This is a genomic window from Seonamhaeicola sp. (genome assembly GCF_028281565.1).
Classification (GTDB): Bacteria; Bacteroidota; Bacteroidia; order Flavobacteriales; family Flavobacteriaceae; genus Seonamhaeicola.
Genome location: NZ_JANQJQ010000048.1, coordinates 1 through 17917, shown reverse-complemented (window position 1 = coordinate 17917; position 17917 = coordinate 1). Strand labels below are relative to the sequence as shown.

Annotated in this window: 12 protein-coding genes; 6 read left to right on the top strand and 6 right to left on the bottom strand. The window is 38.0% G+C overall.

The genetic code is table 11. The annotated features are described in order from the left end of the window. Positions 1 to 55 precede the first annotated feature (55 nt). A complete protein-coding gene (gene panB / locus Q0983_RS20585; RefSeq protein ID WP_299557159.1) occupies positions 56 to 874 on the bottom strand; it encodes a 3-methyl-2-oxobutanoate hydroxymethyltransferase in 819 nt (272 codons plus the stop codon). Between the two features lie 113 nt (positions 875 to 987). Between panB and Q0983_RS20580 the strand changes: the two genes are divergently transcribed. Beyond that, on the top strand, positions 988 to 1449 hold the full coding sequence (locus Q0983_RS20580; protein ID WP_299557158.1) for a nuclear transport factor 2 family protein: 462 nt from the start codon (positions 988 to 990) through the stop codon (positions 1447 to 1449). Here Q0983_RS20580 and Q0983_RS20575 read toward each other — a convergent pair. The 5 genes from Q0983_RS20575 to Q0983_RS20555 form a co-directional block, all read right to left on the bottom strand. After that, a complete protein-coding gene (locus Q0983_RS20575) occupies positions 1446 to 1835 on the bottom strand; it encodes a DUF4345 domain-containing protein (protein WP_299557157.1) in 390 nt (129 codons plus the stop codon). The two genes, Q0983_RS20580 and Q0983_RS20575, sit on opposite strands and share 4 nt — an antisense overlap. Positions 1836 to 2019: 184 nt before the next feature. Next, positions 2020 to 2895 carry an NAD(P)H-binding protein gene (locus tag Q0983_RS20570; RefSeq protein ID WP_299557156.1) on the bottom strand — a complete coding sequence of 292 codons (876 nt, stop codon included), beginning with the start codon at positions 2893 to 2895 and terminating at the stop codon, positions 2020 to 2022. 23 nt (positions 2896 to 2918) lie between these two features. Next, positions 2919 to 3233, bottom strand: coding sequence for a multidrug efflux SMR transporter (locus Q0983_RS20565; protein ID WP_299557155.1), 315 nt, complete (start codon positions 3231 to 3233; stop codon positions 2919 to 2921). A gap of 292 nt (positions 3234 to 3525) precedes the next feature. Next, positions 3526 to 4092, bottom strand: a complete 567-nt coding sequence (locus Q0983_RS20560) for a Crp/Fnr family transcriptional regulator (RefSeq protein WP_299557149.1) — start codon at positions 4090 to 4092, stop codon at positions 3526 to 3528. A gap of 252 nt (positions 4093 to 4344) precedes the next feature. Next, positions 4345 to 5766, bottom strand: a complete 1422-nt coding sequence (locus Q0983_RS20555) for an L-serine ammonia-lyase (RefSeq protein ID WP_299557147.1) — start codon at positions 5764 to 5766, stop codon at positions 4345 to 4347. 744 nt (positions 5767 to 6510) lie between these two features. Between Q0983_RS20555 and dnaK the strand changes: the two genes are divergently transcribed. The 5 genes from dnaK to Q0983_RS20530 all read left to right on the top strand — a co-directional run bounded on the left by dnaK (position 6511) and on the right by Q0983_RS20530 (position 17707). After that, positions 6511 to 8472 carry a molecular chaperone DnaK gene (dnaK, locus tag Q0983_RS20550; RefSeq protein ID WP_299557490.1) on the top strand — a complete coding sequence of 654 codons (1962 nt, stop codon included), beginning with the start codon at positions 6511 to 6513 and terminating at the stop codon, positions 8470 to 8472. A gap of 607 nt (positions 8473 to 9079) precedes the next feature. Then, the gene (locus Q0983_RS20545) at positions 9080 to 12475 is read left to right on the top strand and encodes an RHS repeat domain-containing protein (RefSeq protein WP_299557145.1); all 3396 of its coding nucleotides are present in this window, start codon (positions 9080 to 9082) and stop codon (positions 12473 to 12475) included. 15 nt (positions 12476 to 12490) lie between these two features. Next, complete coding sequence (locus Q0983_RS20540; RefSeq protein ID WP_299557144.1) at positions 12491 to 16900, top strand: DUF6443 domain-containing protein; 4410 nt, start codon at positions 12491 to 12493, stop codon at positions 16898 to 16900. A gap of 10 nt (positions 16901 to 16910) precedes the next feature. Then, positions 16911 to 17198 (top strand): hypothetical protein, encoded by a 288-nt coding sequence (locus Q0983_RS20535; RefSeq protein WP_299557143.1) that lies wholly within the window; start codon positions 16911 to 16913, stop codon positions 17196 to 17198. Then, a complete protein-coding gene (locus Q0983_RS20530) occupies positions 17195 to 17707 on the top strand; it encodes a hypothetical protein (protein ID WP_299557142.1) in 513 nt (170 codons plus the stop codon). Before Q0983_RS20535 ends, Q0983_RS20530 begins: the two co-directional genes overlap by 4 nt. The last annotated feature ends 210 nt before the right edge of the window (positions 17708 to 17917 follow it).

Sequence of the window (17917 nt, the reverse complement as noted above, 5' to 3'; positions counted from 1 at the left end):
ACTTCGGCTTCGAGAACCTCAGCCACCGTTAACTGTGACTACGACTGTCAACTATTTAGTATTGTTCGCTTTCATTAGGGAAATCAGCACTTTTTACATCGGTAACATATTGTCTCATGGCATTGGTCATGTCTTCATATAAATTGAGGTACCTGCGTAAAAAACGCGGATTGAATTCATGGGTCATGCCCAGCATATCATGTAATACCAATACTTGTCCGTCAACATGCGGACCTGCACCAATCCCAATGATCGGGATCTTGACGCTGTCGGCTACTTCTTTAGCTAAAGCCGCAGGAATTTTTTCAAGTACAATGGCAAAACAACCAATGCGCTCTAACATTTTAGCATCCTGAATTAAGCGCTCTGCTTCTTCCTCTTCCCTGGCACGAACCGTATAGGTTCCGAATTTGTATATGGATTGCGGAGTTAACCCTAAGTGCCCCATCACCGGAATCCCGGCATTTAAAATCCGTTTGATAGAGTCTTTCACTTCCTTCCCGCCTTCAAGCTTTACGGAGTGGGCACCACTTTCTTTCATGATCCTGATAGCCGATCGAAGCGCTTCTTTCGGATCACTTTGGTAACTTCCAAACGGGAGGTCCACCACAACCAAAGCCCTGTCAATGGCCCTGATAACAGACGAAGCATGATAGATCATCTGATCTAATGTGATAGGTAAAGTGGTTTCATGGCCGGCCATCACATTACTGGCCGAATCCCCAACTAAAATCACATCTACACCGGCACCATCCACAATTTTTGCCATGGTATAATCATAGGCGGTTAGCATGGATATTTTTTCATCGGAGGCTTTCATATCCACCAATGATTTAACGGTTACGCGCTTATATTCTTTTTTGGCTGTAGACATCTCTTATTAGTTTAGAAATAGCATGTAAAAGTAATAAAATAAAAAGTTAAACTTTTGTTTATTGATAACCCTTTTTGGGTATGTTGGCCTATTTTAGTTTAAAACTAAAAGTTATGCAGCGAGTCATTTTCTATTTAATTGTGTTGATCACGTCGGCAGTATTTGGTCAAAGTGAGGAAGAACAAAAGGCTAAAGCCACTATTGATACGTTCTTTGAAGGCTTTCATAAAGGCGATACGGTGCTGATGCGATCTGTTATGAGTGATAAGGTCATCATGCAAACCGCTTTCAGAAATAAGGAAGGAAAAGATATATTGGTAGATGATTCGCCCGGAAACGTTTTAAAGGCTATCGCTACCAGGACTGTAGATCAAAAATGGGAAGAACGCCTGTTATCGTATAACATTCAGATTGATGGTAACATGGCTAACGTCTGGACGCCTTATGAGTTCTGGTATAATGATGAATTTCACCATTGTGGTGTAAACTCGTTTCAGCTATTTAAAAATGGTGATGCCTGGGAAATTATTTATATGATTGATACCAGGAGGCGGGCCTCTTGTAAAGTAAATTAACTGTTTTTTACTTTTTTAAGAAATATAAGTGCTATAATACCTATAATTAATTCTCCTATCATGGCATAGAATAATCCATCTGCCGGTTTTCCATCTAAGATCAGACTTAGTAATCGTCCTGTTCCATACGAAAGAAAAAACAGTGCAGCCAGTCCAATAGCACTTTTTCTCCAATTTGTTCGAAATACTGAAAAAAAGATAAAAACAGACGCAGAAAGAATAGCTGCTCCAGGCGCTCTTGCTTCACTAAAATGACTTGCGCAGGAAAGTATAATCCCGTTGTCTGCCTGCAATTGAGCAGGGAAAAAGAGCAAGCCGCCACCGACAAAAAGTCCTGTGAGGCCTGCTAAAATCAAAAATGCTGTTACTATTTTATTATTGTTCATATGCTAAGTTTTAATTATTTTATTGAATATTCGTAAAGTGACATAAAAATAAAATTCTTGTCATGCTGAACTTGTTTCAGCATCTCAATAAACTATAAAACAGATATAAAGAAGAGACTCTGAAACTAGTTCAGAGTGACAAATCCATCTATTATCTATAATTGCTGACCATCATTTATTTTATTTAAGAGACCAAAGTTTTTGCAAACTGTTTTATTGACAATTGTGGTTCGCCTAATACCTTCCAGGTGCTTTCTGATATTTGTTCTTCTTTTAACTGTTCTACATAGGTTAGCAGTTGTTCCATAAACTGCTCTTCTTCAACACTTGGTAGTCCTAATTGATGAATTATTTCTATTGGATATTCTTTTACCTGAACCTCTGCGTTGAATTCGCTTAAGAATATTCTGGCAGCATCCGGAAAGCTCATGCCTTCTTTCCCTTGAATAGTAAAAGATTTGTTGTAGGTATCACTATTACCAATGGTATTGTAGATGTTTTCCGCTAAATCAATGGTATTTGTGTAGTACATTGGATATTGGTGGTTTCCAATGATGCTAAACTCATTTCCTTGTATAAATACAGGGAAGGAATCTAAAAAGAATGAGCAATGCAGATAGGTGTAATTGATACCTGATGCTTTCATGTAGTCCATGGCAGGCTTCCTAATTCGGTTTGTTTTGTACTCCAGCCCCTTTACAGCAAATTCAGGATTTGATGAATCAATACCTAATATTTGAATAATATGGTTGACGCCTAGTTCTCTACTTACCTCAATGATATTAATGATACCTTCTCTTTCCGTGTGAAAAGGTGCTTCTTCATCCCAATTTGTAGTGTTCAAGCTTAAATAAATAGTATCTGTATCAATTAATGCTTCTTTTAAGCTATTTTTATCAGCCACATCACCATAGACAATTTCTACTCCCTCTGGCAAAAGTGTCTTGGCATTATCGACATCCCTTACTACAGCTTTAACTTTTACGCCTTTTTTATTAAGTTCTTTTGTAACTGGCAACCCTAGTTGGCCGGTTGCTCCAATGATTGTTATGCTTTTCATTTTTATATATTTTAATTGTTTACTTATGCACTTAATTTGATGCCGATTATACCGACAATGATGAGGAATAAAAACAGGAGTTTTGTCCAGCTTATAGAGTCATTAAATAATATAGCTCCCATTAGTACAGTTCCGCTAGCGCCAATACCGGCCCACACTGCATAAGCAGTACCCATTTCAATACTTTGCATGGATTTTAAAAGTAGCCAGAAACTTAATCCTCCGAATATGAAGAACCCTACGATTCCCTGCCATTTAGTAAAACCCTCTGAAAATTTCATTGAGGTGGTAAACCCGATTTCGAATAAACCTGCCAGTATTAGGTAAAGCCATTTCATAATGCATCCTCATTTTTGTTTTTCATGGCAAAATTATAGAGGTATAGGAAGCTTTCTTTTTACCTATGTTAAAAAATTAATTAGTGCGAGTTCGATATGTTATGTATTGACAGTTAATTGTTTATGTGGGTTTTTTTAATAGTAGCTATGTCATTCCGAACGAGGTACGAGGAGGAATCTCATCATGATGAGATATCTCGTCGCTCTCAAAAGAGCTCTGTCGATATGACAAATCGTTGTTTTCAATTTTATAGTCAATAGTTCTTCTGTTGAAATTTAAATCAAACTCACATCAATTATTAGCCCTGATACGGCTTAAAGTTACTTGTGTGATACCCAAATAAGACGCTATATGCCCCAGGTTGACCCTTTGTAAGATATGTGGAAATTTTTCAATTAGTGTTAAATACCTGCTTTTCGCATCTGTAAAATGAATGGACAAAATCTGTTGTTCCATCTCTAAAAGCGCTATTTCCGCAAGCTTTCTACCAAAAATGGATAGCTCTAAGTTTGAATTGAAAAGATTCAAAAGTGTCGACCGTTTAATTTTTAAGAGTGTTGAATCTTCTAAAAACACCAAATTCTCAAGGGATGGTTTTGATTCTATGAAATTGCTCAAAGAAGCTGCTATATCGCACTCAAAACCAAACCAAAGTGTTACATCCTTTCCGTCCTTGTTAATGTAATAACTTCTTAAAGCGCCTTCTTTTATAAAGTATACAAAATCATGGGCTTCTCCTTCTTTAATTAAAAAATCACCCTTCTTCCTGTTTACTTCAGTCATCTCTGAATGAAGTATATTAAAGGCCGGCTCGCTTAATGCATATTTGGTTTTAAACAAGGTCTTAAAAGCGTTCATGAAGTTTTAATTATTCGATAATTGAAATGTTGCATAATGATCTTATGAATATAGATTGTTTATATCCAACGTTAGACGAAGTTCGCTAATTTTTCGTGCAAAGTCAAATAATGAATAAATAGAAAACTAGGGTCAGTTCGAGTGATTTTCCACAGAAGATTGTATCGAGAACTATTTTATGGATTCCTGTTTTCACAGGAATGACAGAAGACCATTCGAATCGAAAAATTTCATTTAGGAATAATTTTAAATTTAGCAATCCGTCAGGTTAACGCCCACCGCTAAGCCCCCTTCGCTGGTTTCTTTGTATTTGGTGTTCATGTCTTTAGCGGTTTCCCACATGGTGGCCACTACCTTGTCTAAGGGTACCTGGGTGTTTTCAGGATCGGTGTCTAAAGCTAATTCAGCTGCATTAATAGCTTTTATGGCACCCATGGCATTGCGTTCTATACAGGGGACCTGTACCAAACCCCCAATAGGATCACAGGTTAAACCTAAATGGTGTTCCATAGCAATTTCTGCGGCGATCAATACTTGCTCCGGTGTGCCTCCCAAAAGTTCACATAGGGCGCCTGCCGCCATAGCGGATGATACGCCGATTTCTGCCTGACAACCACCCATAGCAGCACTTATTGTAGCTCCTTTTTTAAAGATGCTGCCTATTTCTCCGGCTACCAGTAAAAATTGTTTGATGTCTTCAAAGTTACCATCGTGGTTTTCAATCACCAGGTAGTACATAAGTACAGCTGGAATAACCCCGGCACTACCATTAGTAGGTGCAGTAACTACACGTCCTAAGGAGGCATTCACTTCATTAACGGCTAAGGCAAAACAGCTGACCCATTTAATGATCTGCCTGAATTTAACTTCGGTATCTCTAATGGCGTAGATCCATTCCACAGGATTAGAATAAGGCGAAGTACCTTTTAGTTTTTGATGCATGTCAAAAGCACGTCGTCTTACATTTAACCCGCCTGGGAGTGTGCCTTCGGTATGACAACCTGTGTACATGCATTCCAGCATGACATCCCAGATACGTTTTAATTCGGTATCAATGTCCGTTTCAGAACGGATAGATTTTTCATTTTCCAAAACCACTTCTGAAATGGATTTATCCAAAGTTTGACAATATTGTAAAAGTTCAGTGCCTTTTTCAATAGGATAGGGGAAGGTGCATTTTATTTCAAAATTCTTTTGAGCATTATCTGAGTCTTCTTTTATAACAAATCCGCCGCCAATAGAATAAAAGGTGGAAGTTATCTTATCAGATTGGGTAAACGCCGTAAAGGTTAACCCGTTGGCATGAAAGGGCAGGAAGTTCTTATGGAATGTGATTGCGGTTTCGAAGTCAAAATCAACAGCCTTTTCATTATTAAAATACAATGTGCCGGTTGATTTTACAGCTTCAATCTTCTTTGAAATGGTTTCTACAGGAATTGTTTCCGGATCAGCCCCTGACAGCCCTAAAATAATGGCATAATCTGTAGCATGCCCTTTACCGGTTAAAGACAGGGAGCCATAGAGGCCCACAGTGACCTTTTGAACGTTGTTAAAATCATTGGAATCTTTTAATTCTTTTATAAAACATTCAGCTGCGCGCCATGGCCCAAGGGTATGTGAACTTGAAGGGCCGATGCCAATTTTAAGCATGTCGAAAACCGAGATACATTCCATTTACGAAAACGTTATAGTTTCGCAAATATAGATGGTTCTTCTTTGAGTTCAAAGTCCAAAATTCAAAGTTTATAGTTTGAAGTTTCGAGTTTGACTTTTATTTCTCATGAAGGTGCAAAGACACTAGAGTATCTTAAATCTCAAATTCCAAAAAACAAATCCGGACTTCCGTCTTCGGTCATTGGTCCTCCGTCTTGATTTCAAATTACAAAATGAGGAATCCTGACTGCCTACTGAATACTGCGACTGCCTACTGAATTCCCTCGCAAAGGCACAAAGACACAAGGTTTTAGTGAATAAATAGGGTGATAGGATTAGTGCTGCGAACCGGTGCGTTAGGGATTGCAGTGGTATCCTTTTTTGAAATAACAAAAGTGCGTCATTACGAGGAGGCAGGACGAAGTAATCTCTCTCCAGTTAGGAGATTGCCACAGGTAATTAGAAATTACCTTCGCAATGACACCCAAAAAAGATATAGCCCTTCGGCTGCGCTCAGGATAAACTCCAAGCCCGACCCGTAGTCATTGAGCGGAGTCGAAATGTTGGGGAACGCCCAACTTCTCAATAGTTTTGTTGAGCTTAGTCGAAGTATCGAAGTACATCACGCCTTTAGCGTGACACTTGAAGTGACAGGAAGTATATCAATTCTTATCGAATTCATGAGATACTGTCTACTGCTACTGTGTACTGAGACTGGAATATGACACTGTGTCAGCATTTTTGTATTGGCATAAAGATTGACTAATACAAACCGAGTTTAAAAAAGAACATTCAACACAATTAAGAAAACATATTATGAGTAAAATTATTGGAATAGATTTAGGAACAACCAACTCTTGCGTTTCAGTGATGGAGGGTAACGATCCTGTTGTAATCCCAAATGCTGAAGGAAAGCGTACCACGCCTTCGGTGATCGCATTTGTTGAAGGCGGTGAGATTAAAGTTGGTGATCCTGCAAAAAGACAAGCGGTAACAAATCCTACTAAAACCGTTTATTCTATTAAACGTTTTATGGGGAATAAATATTCTGAGTCTAAGAACGAAGCAGAACGTGTACCATATAAAGTAGTAAAGGGTGATAATGACACCCCCAGAGTTGACATTGACGGTAGATTATACACACCACAGGAATTATCGGCCATGATCCTTCAAAAAATGAAGAAAACTGCCGAGGATTACTTGGGACAGGATGTTAGCAGAGCTGTAATTACAGTGCCTGCTTACTTTAACGATTCGCAACGTCAGGCTACTAAAGAAGCCGGTGAAATTGCAGGTTTAAAAGTAGAGCGTATTATTAATGAGCCTACGGCTGCGGCATTGGCTTATGGTTTAGATAAAAAAGGACAAGACCAAAAAATAGTGGTATTTGATTTTGGTGGTGGTACACATGATGTATCTATCCTGGAATTAGGTGATGGTGTATTTGAAGTATTATCTACCGATGGTGATACACACTTAGGTGGTGACGACGTAGATGAAAAGATCATTAACTGGTTAGCAGACGAGTTTAAGTCTGAAGAAGGTATGGATCTTAGAGAAGATCCAATGTCGCTTCAACGTTTAAAAGAAGCTGCTGAAAAAGCTAAGATCGAGTTGTCATCTTCTACACAAACAGAGATCAATTTACCTTATATCACGGCTACGGCCAGTGGTCCAAAACACTTAGTTCGTACATTAACACGTTCTAAATTTGAGCAGTTAATTGACGATTTGGTAAAACGTACCATTGAACCTTGTGCGGCTGCTTTAAAAGCTGCCGGCTTAAGCAAAAGTGATATTGATGAAGTGATTTTAGTAGGAGGTTCCACACGTATCCCGGCCGTACAGGAAGCTGTTGAAAAATTCTTTGGAAAAGCGCCGAGTAAAGGTGTGAATCCGGATGAAGTAGTATCCTTAGGTGCCGGTATCCAGGGTGGTGTATTAACAGGAGATGTAAAAGATGTCCTGTTACTTGACGTAACGCCGTTATCATTAGGAATTGAAACTATGGGTAACGTATTCACCAAGTTAATTGAAGCGAATACTACCATTCCTTCTAAGAAATCGCAGATATTCTCTACAGCGGCTGATAATCAGCCTTCAGTGGAAATTCATGTATTACAGGGTGAAAGACCCATGGCTGCAGATAATAAAACCATTGGACGTTTCCACTTAGACGGTATTCCTCCGGCAAGACGTGGAACGCCTCAAATTGAAGTAACCTTTGATATTGATGCCAATGGTATCATTAAAGTATCTGCTGAAGATAAAGCTACCGGAAAATCCCAGGATATTAGAATTGAAGCTTCTTCAGGATTAACAGAGGAGGAAATTGAAAAAATGAAAGCAGATGCGGAAGCCAATGCGGAAGCGGATGCTAAAGCTGCTGAGGAAGCTAAGAAATTGAACGAAGCGGATTCTATGATCTTCCAGACCGAAAAACAATTAGAGGAATTTGGTGATAAGTTATCTGATGACAAGAAACAACCGATTCAGGATGCTTTAGATGAATTGAAAAAAGCTTATGAAACGAAAGATATAGCTGTTATTGAGCCTGCTTTAGAGAAAATCAACGAAGCGTGGAAAGTAGCCAGCGAGGAAATGTACAAAGCACAAGCCGAAGCACAACAAGCCGGTGGTGCCCAACCGGGACCGGATGCCGGTGCGGCAGGTGATGCGAGTGAAGGAAGCGACGTTGAAGACGTGGACTTTGAAGAAGTAAAGTAAGTAGAGAACCAATACTGAACTAATTTCAGTATTTATTGTGTGAATCACTTATCCTGAGCGAAGTCGAAGGATCTAAAGTTCGAAGACAGAAGCTAGAAGTATAAAAAGCGCAACTAAATTTAGTTGCGCTTTTTTTTTGTTCTCATATGGGATTCAAATATCCCGCCAGTGCCCGACCGTATCGGGTGCTATTTATAAACAAAAACCACTTTAAAATAGGGTAGCTTTTGTTCGTAAGGCTTAGTTAAATTGATAAGACATTGTGGTACTCATTACAAACGAGCACTAGCGAACCTATAGGAAGGAATATAAAAGGCATTATGAACCCTTATAAGGGACAAATACTACATATATTGGTTTTGTCAAAATAAAAAGAGACTACCCTAAACGGATAGCCTCTATAACCGGTGTCCTTATTGGTTTATTTATAAACCGGCTTAATATATTAAAATAAAATCAATAATCGTGAGGGAAAGTCCTTAGTTTTTGTAAGTAAAAATTTCGTACTACCTATTTTTTCCCTTACTTTTTCTAATGGAAATCCCTCACGGTAATTCATTGCTAAGTGATAGCTTTACACAGTTAAAAATTCTGTAAAAGCTATATTATGAAATCACGTTTGTTACCGCTCGTTTTTATGGTTTTTGCCCTGCAAACACTATGGGGGCAAGAATTACCTGAAATAGTTCCACCAAGCCCTGAGGCTACATCGCTTTCAAAATTTATTGAAATCCCTGTATCGCATTATTCAGGCTTACCTACTATCAATGTACCCTTTTATACTATAGATCTGGATGGATTAAAAATACCTATCGGTCTTTCCTACCATGCCAGAGGTATAAAAGTGGAAGAAATTGCCTCCAGAGTCGGGATAGGATGGACCTTAAATTATGGAGGGGTGATCTCGAGACAAGCCAGAGGGAAAAATGATGATTTATTGGGAGGTGACTCCAAAGGCTATTTAACTCAAAATTATTATGATACTTTTGAAACCAATGAATCTACTAGAATTAGCGTTTATCAGGATGATATAAACCGTATTGCCGATTTAGTTCCGGACCAGTTTATGTTTAGTTTTCCCGGATATTCAGGGAAATTTATTTTTGATCAGAAAACAAAACAGCCAGTTGTTCAGGAATTTGAAGATTTAAAGATAGAACCCCTATATGATAACCCCATTAACTATCAAAGAATATTATCATGGGTGATTACAAATGCAGAAGGTTTTAAATTTCATTTTGGCCAATATAATGGAGGTTTAGTCATTGCCAATAAAGACGAAACCACACGATCATATGCCTATAATGTTGATAATGGCTTGCAGGATTTAGGTAGCCCGGTAGTGCCCTCTACATATAATAGCTGGCAATTGTTGGCCATAGAAAGCCCCAACGGAAACAGTGTGACCTTTAGCTATGAACTGGAAACTACAGATTTTTACAGGCGGTCATATGACAAAAGGGAACTTACCAGCAACCCTATGGATCCTACGGAAGATATTACAACATCCTTCTTTTCCGATATTAGATCTAAGGAATACAAAATAAAAGAGATCACTTTTAATAAAGGTAAAATTGTCTTCACAAAGGATACCGTAGAACGTGAAGATATCGATAATGGATATAGCCTTAAAGAAATAGAGGTAAGAGACCTAAACAATCTTTTGATTTCCAAATATCGTTTTAACTATAGTTACAGTAATGACCTAAGCCCTACTAATGTAAATCCGTTTATATTATCCGATGATCCTAAAGCTACAAAAAGATTGTTTCTGGATAATATAGAAAAAATTGGATCAGGCGGTGGTACCGAGCCATTTTACAGTTTTGAATATATTAACAAGGCAAGTTTGCCACACAGGTTTTCCAATAGCCAGGATACATGGGGCTATTACAATGGAGCTGCTAACGGCGATTTTTTGACATTTTTTGACCATGAAAATGGCAATATTGTAGACCGTCGTGTAGATACTTTAAAGGCACAGACAGGTTTATTAAATAAGATTAACTTACCAACAGGAGGTGTCAGGGAATTTGAATTTGAAGCGAATAAGGCAACAGTTCCCAGTTATTTTAAAGATTTATACTATAAAGGCATAAACCCTACCACTTCAAAAAGTGCAGGTATGATCAAGGGCCCGGCACATTATGTGGGTAACAGAACCTATGAATTACCTTTTACTATTGATAATACAATAGCCGGCTACATGCGGGCCGTTGTTCAATTCATGGGAGATTTTGGTACCTGCAGCGCCACAGAGCAGTTAACCAGTTGTAGGTATAGTGTTACTATACAAGGCGTGAGTGCCAGTTACTCTACGTTAATCTTTATGGGAGATACAAAGATAATAGCACCTCCCCCCGGAGATTATAAAATTGTAGTGAAGCAAAAAGGAGGCATTGATGATCCTAACGATTTTGTAAATAGTTTTGCCGTTAACCTGTCATGGAGGGAATCTTTAGACGAATCTGTAGCTGTTTATAGTGGAGGGAATCGCATAAAAAAGGCTATTTTAAACAGTAATGACAATGGTACTATAGAACGTTCCTATGAATATTTGGATGATTTGGGCGCCACAAGTGGGTTGCTTTATTCGCTACCTAGTTTTTACTTTGTACAGGAACCCTTAGGTACTGGCGGGCCATGGGTCATAGACCCCTATGGTTCACGCCCGGGAAGCCCACTAACCTATGAACAAGGGAATCATGTAGGCTATGGTCATGTTACCGAATATATTGATGGTAATACCTCAGGAGAAGGAGGGAAAACAGAATATACATTTACGGCAATACCCGATTACGGCACGTTTTATGAATTTCCATATACCATACCTATGGATAATGAGTGGATGCGCGGTAAGCTCCTAACATCTAAAAGTTATAAAAAAACCCCAAGCGGCTATGAGCTTATAAGTAAAACCGAGAATATTTATAAATATGCTAATGTTCTGGGGGTTTTCAATCTTACCGATCCACCTTTACCCCCTCAAATTGGAGCCTTGCACTATTTAAAAAATAATTTAAAATTTCACAGGCCCCTAATAATTTTTACCAGAGGTGAAGATCTTTTAGACCCTACATCCTGGGATCACAACGATTATAAAGTTTATAACCTTACAGGAGGCACCCAACATTTATATTCCTCAAAAGAAACATCGTATTATAATGCACAGCCTGTTATTTCAGAAACACAATACTTTTATGATTATACAAATCATTATCAGCTTAATAGTTCTAAAACAATTACCAGCAATTCCAAACCAATAATTACAAAAAACTATTACCCTGATGATGTGGATACCGTCAGCGCCTTAGGTGCCGATGATTTAACCACCGCGGAAAAAGGTGCTATTGATAAGCTTAAATCATTACATCATAAGGCAGAGGTCGTACAAACAGAAACCTATGAAGATGCCAACCAGGATGAGATTGCAGATGCCAATGAACTTTTAAACAGACAACGTACCAATTACAAGGATTGGGATTCAGACTTAGGCCTTCCGTCCGATACGGATATCTTATTGCCCGAATATATTCAAACGGCCTTAGAAGATAATACCCTGAAGGATAGGGTGCAATTTGTGAGCTATTACGATAACGGTCATATAAAAGAGTTAAAAAAGACCGATGGGACCACTATAGTCTACATTTGGGGCTATAATGAACAGTACCCTATTGCCAAAATCGAAAATGCTACCTATGCCCAGGTATCTGGCCAGGTATCTAATTTACAATCAAAATCTGATTTGGATGATGATACCTGTCTGGACGCCGGCAATTGTGATGAAAAAAATCTTCGAACAGACTTAAATGCTTTAAGAAACTCTCTGCCTGATGCTTTGGTAACTACCTATACTTACAATCCGTTAGTTGGGGTTACAAGTGTTACAGACCCCAGGGGCTATATCACTTGTTATGAATATGATGAATTCAACAGGCTCATAAAGGTCATAGATCCGGATGGTCACATTGTAAGTGAGAGCGCGTATAATTACAAACCATAAATTAAAGATATCATCATGAAAAAAATACTAATAACCCTTATAGCTATTTGTTCCATATCTTTAATGTTTGGACAGACCGCAACCGAGAATTACGTTAAGAACACGATCTATAGGACGGAAACAACCACCGGTAGCGTAACCAACGATCAAAAAATAGAAACCGTTACCTATTTTGACGGACTAGGCAGGCCAATGCAAAATGTTAGTTTAAGAGCCGGTGGTAGTAATGAAGATATTATTACCCATATAGGTTATGATGCCTACGGCAGGCAGGATAAGGAGTATTTACCTTATAGTGCCACAACAACCGGGGGCAGTTATAGAATAGATGCCCTAAATGCCACAAATACTTATTATGATGCGCCTAAGTACGAGGCCGATTTCCCGGGTGTAGCACTCAATGACATTAATGCCTTTTCACAGAAGGAATTTGAAGCCTCTCCCTTGAACCGGGTCATGAAACAGGCCGCGCCGGGGAAGGATTGGAAATTGGGCAACGGCAACGAGATCGCATTCGATTACCAGACCAATACGGGAACCGAAGTACGATATTATGAGGTTAGCTTAACCAGGGATGTAGAGAATAATGTCATTACCTATATCCCTACCCTGGTTTTAGATACAAGCCCTGCTAATAATAATGGCTACTACGCAGCCAATGCCCTTTATAAAAGCATTACCAAAGACGAGAACTGGACCAGTGGTACCAACCATACCACCGAGGAGTTTAAGGACAAACAGGGCCGTGTGGTCTTAAAGCGTACGTATGGGGCCAGTGATATCAATATGGACGGGGACACTTTAGACCCGGGAGAAGCCAATGCCACACATGACACCTATTATGTTTATGACAAATTTGGTAACCTTAGCTATGTATTGCCGCCAAAGGCTGAACCAAGTACGGCCCTACCGGATGCTACGGAACTCTCTGAACTGTGCTATCAATATGTATACGATGACAGAAACCGTTTGGTGGAAAAGAAAATACCCGGAAAGGGCTGGGAATATATTGTATATGATAACCTGGACAGGCCTATAATGACCCAGGACTATATTACTCACCTAATAGAAGTAGGGTGGTTTTGTACTAAATATGATGCTTTGGGGCGTGTGGCTTATACAGGTATTTTACCTCATTACACTGTTGGGATTGGTACAGCTAGAACTTCTTTTCAAGATGCCGCTAATAATACCAATATTAATCATGTGACCAGGGTATCATCTCCCAATACAACTTTAGAAGGAATTTCAATTTATTACGATTTTGAAGGCTATCCTAACGGGGGTCATGGCAATCGGATAAAAATACATATCATTAATTATTATGATGATTATGATTTTGATATAGGCTCCGGTACTCCTGAAAGCTCTGGAGGCATTACACCTATAACCAACGCAAAAGGATTGCTAACAGGAACTAAAACAAAGGTTTTAAACATGGGAGGTTTTGCACCTACATATATTGATGATATCATAACTACCGTAAATTATTATGATGATGAATCCAACCCTATTTATGTGTATAGTTTTAATGAGCACTTAAGTACTACGAATAAAATAAAGAATGAATTTGACTTTACAGGTAACATAGAAAAAACCACTACTACACATACCAAAGCCGGTCAAAGTACTATAACAACTATAGACTACTTTACTTATGACCCTATGGGCAGGCTGATCTCCCAGACAAATAATGTGGACGGTGTGGTTTCCGAAAGGGTGGTACATAATAATTATGATGCGCTGGGACAATTGGAATCCAAGTTTACGGGTAATGGTACCGAAGCCGGGTATAAAGACATCAGCGCCGGTATAGTGGTCTCAGGTGACGAGATCACAAAAACCGGGGTCAACACCTGGAACAGTGGGCTGGCTACCAAAGGAAGCTTTACCGGTGACGGTTATGTGGAATACGAGATGCCCCAGATAGGCCGGTTGATGGTTGGCCTTTCTTCAGATAATTCCAGTGCTAGTTACAATACCATTGATTATGCGCTTTATAACTATGAGAACGGCTACATCTATGTTTATGAATCCGGTACCAGCAAAGGGCAGTTTGGCACTTACCAGGCCGGTGATATCTTTAGGGTAGAGCGTATAGGGTCAACCGTGTATTACAAACAGAACGGCGAGGTGTTTTACACTTCTGCCGTAGCATCCTCAGGAATACTTTTAGGGGATGTCTCCATTCACAATACATCCGATAAAATCAAAGACCTGAACATAGTAGATAACAGCAAGGGCTTGCAAACCGTAAACTATGCCTATAATGTAAGAGGCTGGTTAAAGCAGATAAACGACGTATCTAACCTGGGCAGTGATCTGTTTGGCTTTAAGATAAACTACAACACCACGGACCATAGTGGTACGGCCCTGTACAATGGCAATATCTCCGAGACCGAATGGAAAACAGCCAATACCGATAACGGTTTAAAATGGTATAAATATAGTTATGATGCCCTTAACAGAATTACCAGTGGGACCAACATTTCAAGTAATTATAACCTGAGTGCTGTGGCTTATGATAAAAATGGCAACATTACCAGTTTAGTAAGACAGGGTGTAAGGGCTATGAGTGGTAGTACGGTTACCAGCTATGGTGAAATGGATAATTTAACCTATTCCTACCAGGCTAATAGTAACAAACTGTTAAAGGTAGCTGATGCCGCCACACTGGACCAATACGGGTTTAAGGATGATGCAGTGAATGCTGCCACCGATAGTGCCGATGATTATACCTATGACGCTAATGGTAATATGGAGTTTGATTACAATAAGAATATCTATGTAATGCATAATCATTTAAATTTACCATCATTTGTTTATGATCTTGCAACCGGTGCAACAATTCACTATATTTACGATGCCAATGGTATTAAACTTAAAAAAATAGTTAGTACCGGTACAACTACCGAGTATGCTGGTAACTATGTTTATGAAGATACAGGTACTGGCAGTTCTTTGAAATTCTTTAACCACGCTGAGGGTTATGTTGATACTTCCAGCGGGTATGAGTATGTATACCAATATAAAGACCATTTAGGGAATATACGGTTGAGTTATAAGGATAATAATTCTGTTACATTAGACAATGATACTTTTGACTCCGGAACAGGTGGTTGGCAGGGGCAATCGGCAACTTTAGTTAATGAGAACCAAAAGTTAAAAGTAACAGCTTCCAACCAATGGAATGGTGTAGAGAAATATTATGATGTAACTGTTGGAGATAAGATCAATTATCAACTGTTATTGGATAAAGCCACTACAGAAAAACTGGTATTGGTTATTTATGAGCATGATAATAGCTATGTAAAGCTTAAAACTACTGTTATTGAATCAGATGCCAATGGGTTTATTAGTGGTTCTTATGATGTTACTACCGGTTCTAAGATCAGGATAAAAGTAGAAAAAGGGTTAGCCGGTGATAACGGTACTTCTACTTATTTTTATTTGGACAATGTATTAGTAGTTAATTCTAAAATAGAAATACTGGAAGAGAATAACTACTATCCTTTTGGCGGGAAACACAAAGGATACAACACCAACGTTACAAGTACCAACATTGCACTTAAGAGAAAGTTCGGTGGCAAGGAGTACCAGGATGAACTGGACCTGAACTGGTACGATGTCACGGCACGTAACTACGACCCGTATCTTGGCAGGTGGATGAACATTGACCCATTAGCGGAAAAAATGAGGAGGTATTCTCCTTATGCTTATGCTTTTGACAACCCAATCTACTGGATTGATTACGATGGGATGTCTCCTTCTGGATGTTGTAATGATAATGACCCCCCTGGTGATGAAGATGACTATGAAACCCCACTACAAGAGCTTTATAGTAATGGAGATTTTACACCATCTGAAGAAACAGCCAATTTACTTTCTGAAGGAATGGACCTTTTAGCTAACGCATTTGAATTAAAAGCAAGTGTAAAAGGAAAGATTGGTGTTGGAGGAGGTATTAAGGCTTTTGGTACAGATATCAAAGGAGAAGCAAATATTATCTCGGTCACAGGAGAAGTTGTGCCTGGTGCTGACAAAACAACTGTAAACGGAAAATTACGAGTAGTAGATATAAGAGGAAGTATTAAGGTTGGCCCTAAAGATAGTGATGCTGCTGCAAATATATGGGGAAGCTTTAATGTTGCTGATATCAATGTATCTGCCGATACAGATTTAAATATAGATGGTTCAATAGAAAATGGAGGATTTGATGGTGATGTAAACTTGGGAGTAGGAGACTCATTTAATTTAAAACCGGAAGATGTGTTAGAATTTGGTGCAACAGGGAAAATAGGGCCTGCTAAAGTTTCAGGAAGTGTAAATTTATATAATTTAGGCAAAGGTTTAGCCAAAACTGTTGAAGGAGGGCTAAATTATTTTAGTGAATATGTTAGTGACCTAGTTACTTGGGATTTTTAAGTATATTAAAATGAAGAAAATATTAGAAAAGTATAGTAAGAAACCAAAAGGTTTATTTAAGTTGTTGTTTATAAACTTCTTATTTGCATACGCACCTTTTGCTTTATTAATAGGAGTTCTATCATTATTTGAATTAGTGCCTGTCAACTTTAATGATGAAAAAGTTTATGGTATAAAAGGATTTATTATAATTATGTTGTTTATTCCTTTTGTTGCATTTATTTTAAGCTTTTTTACTTGGTTGTATTTTGTTATCGGCAATTTTTTCTTAAATATGTTTAAAAAACTTTTTTTATGAAATTCTTATTGTATACATATATTATAATTTTTCCATTAAACCTTATATCTCAGAGTGTTTTGCAAACTGATTTTTATAGTATTGAAATCCCTGAACCATTAACATATGAAAAATTTAAATCTGATAAAGAGGATTTATCCAACACAGATGTTTATAAGATAATTGATACTAAAAAAGAAAAGATAAAATATCTAGTTTATTTAATGTCTAATAAATTAAACTATAATGCAAAAACGATTTCTGAAAAAAATATAAATGAATATTTAAAAGATATAGGGAAATCAGAAATACTTAATATTGATAAACTGCTCCTTAAAAATAAAGAGGTTTTTAAATTAAAATTATCATTAGATAAAGAAATCACGGGTATTGTATACTTGACAAGTATAAACGATGTTTTGTATAGAGTACTTATTATGGTTCCAGATAAGTTTTTTATGAATTTTAAAAAGGAAATAGACTCAATATGTACTAATACCAGATTTTTAAAAGATAATTGGGATAGTTAAAATTGGTAATGGGTCAAAATGGCGCTTTTGAAAGAAAGTATCATTTTGTTATTGATTATCAGGAATTTAAATAGAAAATGAGCCTCGATTAAGGGGCTCATTATAGTTCCATGAAAGATGAAACATCTATTAAAACCTATTAAATAAAGTTTTCTTATCCCTACGTAGGTCAAATTGGTGCTTGGTTATATTTGTGGTCATGAATTGTAA

Bases quoted from the DNA above. Each gene is read 5' to 3' on its own strand.
- Q0983_RS20575 (WP_299557157.1), bottom strand. From the start codon at position 1,835: ATGAACAATAATAAAATAGTAACAGCATTTTTGATTTTAGCAGGCCTC.
- Q0983_RS20530 (WP_299557142.1), top strand. From the start codon at position 17,195: ATGAAATTCTTATTGTATACATATATTATAATTTTTCCATTAAACCTT.
- Q0983_RS20570 (WP_299557156.1), bottom strand. From the start codon at position 2,895: ATGAAAAGCATAACAATCATTGGAGCAACCGGCCAACTAGGGTTGCCA.
- Q0983_RS20540 (WP_299557144.1), top strand. From the start codon at position 12,491: ATGAAAAAAATACTAATAACCCTTATAGCTATTTGTTCCATATCTTTA.
- Q0983_RS20560 (WP_299557149.1), bottom strand. From the start codon at position 4,092: ATGAACGCTTTTAAGACCTTGTTTAAAACCAAATATGCATTAAGCGAG.
- Q0983_RS20555 (WP_299557147.1), bottom strand. From the start codon at position 5,766: ATGGAATGTATCTCGGTTTTCGACATGCTTAAAATTGGCATCGGCCCT.
- Q0983_RS20580 (WP_299557158.1), top strand. From the start codon at position 988: ATGCAGCGAGTCATTTTCTATTTAATTGTGTTGATCACGTCGGCAGTA.
- Q0983_RS20545 (WP_299557145.1), top strand. From the start codon at position 9,080: ATGAAATCACGTTTGTTACCGCTCGTTTTTATGGTTTTTGCCCTGCAA.
- Q0983_RS20535 (WP_299557143.1), top strand. From the start codon at position 16,911: ATGAAGAAAATATTAGAAAAGTATAGTAAGAAACCAAAAGGTTTATTT.
- Q0983_RS20565 (WP_299557155.1), bottom strand. From the start codon at position 3,233: ATGAAATGGCTTTACCTAATACTGGCAGGTTTATTCGAAATCGGGTTT.
- panB (WP_299557159.1), bottom strand. From the start codon at position 874: ATGTCTACAGCCAAAAAAGAATATAAGCGCGTAACCGTTAAATCATTG.